At 71.7% G+C, this 3,721-nt stretch carries 4 protein-coding genes; 1 reads left to right on the top strand and 3 read right to left on the bottom strand.

Going from position 1 to position 3,721, the window contains the following annotated elements:
- From H5J33_RS27035 to H5J33_RS27045, 3 genes are all read right to left on the bottom strand, one after another.
- Positions 1-1,171: cation:proton antiporter (locus H5J33_RS27035; RefSeq protein ID WP_181797458.1), on the bottom strand; the 1,171-nt coding region annotated here is incomplete at its 3' end.
- Between the two features lie 6 nt (positions 1,172-1,177).
- Positions 1,178-1,663, bottom strand: coding sequence for a cation:proton antiporter regulatory subunit (locus H5J33_RS27040; protein WP_181797459.1), 486 nt, complete (start codon positions 1,661-1,663; stop codon positions 1,178-1,180).
- 112 nt (positions 1,664-1,775) lie between these two features.
- Positions 1,776-1,955 (bottom strand): hypothetical protein, encoded by a 180-nt coding sequence (locus H5J33_RS27045; protein ID WP_181797460.1) that lies wholly within the window; start codon positions 1,953-1,955, stop codon positions 1,776-1,778.
- A gap of 234 nt (positions 1,956-2,189) precedes the next feature.
- Here H5J33_RS27045 and proP point away from each other — a divergent pair.
- On the top strand, positions 2,190-3,721 hold a 1,532-nt coding region (proP, locus tag H5J33_RS27050), incomplete at its 3' end, for a glycine betaine/L-proline transporter ProP (protein WP_181797461.1).

Raw genomic sequence — 3,721 nt, forward strand, 5'->3', positions numbered from 1 at the left:
CGTGGGCGGCGTGGTGCTCGTGAACTCGCAGTCGGACGGCAAGGACTCCACCGCGAGCGGTGAGCGGGCCGAGGACGACCAGGATCAGGACATAGGCGGTGGCCAGCGGGCCGAGGTCGGAGTCGATGCCGGAGGTGACGGCGAGTCCCGCGATGACGATGGAGAACTCGCCGCGGGCCACGAGGGTGCCGCCGGCCCGCCAGCGGCCCCGGCCGAGGATGCCCGCCCGGCGGGCCGCCCACCAGCCGGTGGCGATCTTGGTGAGGGTGGTGACGGCGGCCAGGGCGAGCGCGGGCAGCAGCACCGGCGGAATGCTCGCCGGATCGGTGTGCAGGCCGAAGAAGACGAAGAACACCGCCGCGAACAGGTCCCGCAGCGGTGCCAGCAGGTTGTGCGCGCCCTCGGCGACCTCGCCGGACAGGGCGATGCCCACCAGGAACGCGCCGACCGCCGCCGAGACCTGGAGCTGCTGGGCGACTCCGGCGACCACCAGGGTCAGGCCGAGCACCACCAGCAGCAGCTTCTCGGGGTCGTCGGTGGAGACGAAACGGGAGATGTGCCGGCCGTAGCGCACGGCCACCAGCAGCACCACACCCGCCACGCCGAGCGCGATGGCCAGCGTGAGACTGCCCGCGGCGATGCCGGTCCCGGCCAGCAGGGCGGTGACGACGGGCAGGTAGACCGCCATGGACAGGTCCTCCAGCACCAGGATGCTGAGGATCACCGGGGTCTCCCGGTTGCCGATCCGGCCCAGGTCGCCGAGGACCTTGGCGATGACCCCGGAGGAGGAGATCCAGGTGATGCCGGCCAGGACGACGGCGGCGATCGGGCCCCAGCCCAGCAGCAGGGCCATGGCGGCGCCGGGCAGGGCGTTGAGGGTGGCGTCGACGATTCCGGCCGGGTACTGGGTCTTCAGGTTGGAGACCAGGTCGCCGGCCGTGTACTCGAGGCCCAGCATCAGCAGCAGCAGGACGACGCCGATCTCGGCGCCGACGGCCACGAACTCCTCGCTGGTGCCGAGCGGCAGCAGCCCGCCCTCGCCGAAGGCCAGACCGGCCAGCAGATACAGCGGGATGGGCGAGAACCGCAGGCGGGCGGCGAGCCGGCCGAGCAGCCCGAGGCCGAGGATGATCGCGCCGAACTCGATCAGGAAGACCGCGGAGGAATGCATCGGCGCTCACTCCCGGCCGAGTATGCCGGCGGCGGCGTCCACGCCCTCGCGGGTACCGATGACGATCAGTGTGTCCCCGCCGGCCAGCCGGAAGCCGGGGCCGGGGGAGGGGATCGCCTCGGCGCGGCGCAGGACGGCCACGATCGACACGCCGGTCTCGGTGCGCATCCGGGTGTCGCCGAGCAGCCGTCCGTTCCAGTGGGAGGTCCCGGACAGCTCGATCCGTTCGGCCACCAGACCCAGCTCCGTGGTGGACAGCAGAGTGGGGCTGTGATGGGTCGGCTTGAGCGCGTCCACCAGAGCCTCCGCCTCCTGCCCGGTGAGCCGGACCGACAGCGCGCAGGCGTCGGGATCGTCGCCGCGGTAGGCGCTCAGGGTGCGCGAACCGTCCCGGTGGGCGACCACGGACAGATGCCGGTGCTCGCGGGTCGTCAGGTCGTACCGGACGCCGATGCCCGGCAACGGTGTCCTGCTCGTGCGTGCGGTGCTCATGACAGCCCCCTGCCTCCCCTTGAACGTTTCTTGGTGAAACCGTTACCCGAGCCTATCCGGAAGATGATCCTTCCGGGACGGGGTGGGGGAGGGCGGACGAGGGGGCGGGGTTTCAGGGGCGGGGGCCGCCGGCCGCTCCCTCGGCGGGGCCCGGCTGGCAGGCGGGGCACAGTTCGTGGCGTCCGTCGCGGGTGACGACGGTGCCCCAGCCGAGGCACTGCTCGCAGTCGAGCGCGAGGGCCAGATCGGGGTGGGGCGGCGGAAGGGGGCTGCGGTGGGCTCCGTGCGCCATACGGGGAACGGCTCCTTGGGATCGCGGGTTGCGCGAGGGTCGGGCTGACAACGTCGTCCGGCGACTTCCATTATGTCCTACTTTTTCCCTGCGTCTGTGGCGTGCGTCACACTTCTTGTCGGGGGTATGGGAGCAAGCGGTTCCGTTTCCGGTCCGGTGAGAGGGGCAGGCGGTGATCAAGACGGCGAGCGGAAGGAGGCGCTGATGAGCGGTGAGAGGTCCGGTGGGGAGGCCATGCCCGGGGGCGAGACGAGCGCACGGAGCGGGCCGCGGGTGCCCAGGGCCGTGGCCCGGCTGCCGCGCCAGGTCCGCGAGGAGCTGAGCCGCAGGCTGCGCCGCAACCGGCGGGCCTTCCACGCCGACGACGTCCAGGTGGTCGAGCCCCCGCTGCTGCGGCGCGCGGTCGGCGCCTCGGCGCTCGGCAACTGCATGGAGTGGTTCGACTTCGGTGTCTACAGCTACCTCGCCGCCACCATCGGCAAGGTGTTCTTCCCCGGCGCCTCCCCGGCCGCCCAGGTCATCTCCTCGTTCGCGACCTTCGCCGCCGCCTTCGTCGTACGGCCCCTCGGCGGACTCGTCTTCGGGCCGCTCGGCGACCGGATCGGCCGGCAGAAGGTGCTCGCCACCACCATGATCATGATGGCCGCGGGCACCTTCGCCATCGGGCTCATCCCCGGCTACGCCACCCTCGGCATCGCCGCGCCCGTGCTGCTCCTGCTGGCCCGCATGGTGCAGGGCTTCTCCACCGGCGGTGAGTACGGCGGGGCCACCACCTTCGTCGCCGAGTACTCCCCGGACCGCCGGCGCGGCTTCCTCTCCAGCTGGCTCGACTTCGGCACCTTCGCCGGTTACGCCCTCGGCTCGGCCCTGGTCACCGCGCTGAACCTGGCCCTGACCGACGACCAGATGCTGTCCTGGGGCTGGCGCGTGCCGTTCCTCGTCGCCGGGCCGCTCGGTGTGATCGGCCTCTACATGCGGATGAAGCTGGAGGAGTCCCCGGCCTTCCAGCAGCAGCTGGACGAACACGAGAAGGCCCTGGCGCAGGAATCGGCCGGCAGCGAGTTCAAGGACATCGTCCGCAATCACTGGCGGGCCCTGCTCGTCTGCATGGGCCTGGTGCTGCTCTACAACGTCACCAACTACATGGTCACCGGCTATCTGCCGACCTATCAGACCGAGACCCTGCACCGCTCCAGCGGCTCCGCCGACCTGCTGGTGCTGCTCGGCATGGTGTGGATCGTCGTCCTGATCACCTTCCTCGGCCGGCTCAGCGACCGGGTGGGCCGGCGGCCGCTCTACGCCGTCGGTGCCGCCGCGATGATCGTGCTCGCCGTGCCGGCCTTCCTGCTGATCAAGGCGGGCGGCACCTGGCCGCCGATCGCCGGGGTGCTGGTCCTGGCCACGCTGCTGGCCTGCTTCGCCGCGCCCAGCGCCGCCACCCTGCCCGCGCTGTTCCCGACCGCCGTGCGCTACGCGGCCATGGGCATCGGGTTCAACTTCGCGGTCGCCGCGTTCGGCGGCACCACCCCGCTGGTCACCGCCGCGCTGGTCGAGCTGAGCGGCGACGACCTCATGCCCGCCTACTACCTGATGCTGGCCGGCGCCATCGGCCTGCTCACCGTGCGGTTCCTGCCGGAGAGCGCCCAGGTGCCGCTCAAGGGCTCGCAGCCGATGGTCGGTTCACGCGAGGAGCGGCGCGAACTCATCGCCACCTCCAAGGAGCTGTACGCCTTCGCGCGGGAACAGGAGCGGGAGCGGACGGGGCG

This window comes from Streptomyces sp. WELS2, assembly GCF_013870595.1.
GTDB lineage: Bacteria > Actinomycetota > Actinomycetes > Streptomycetales > Streptomycetaceae > Streptomyces.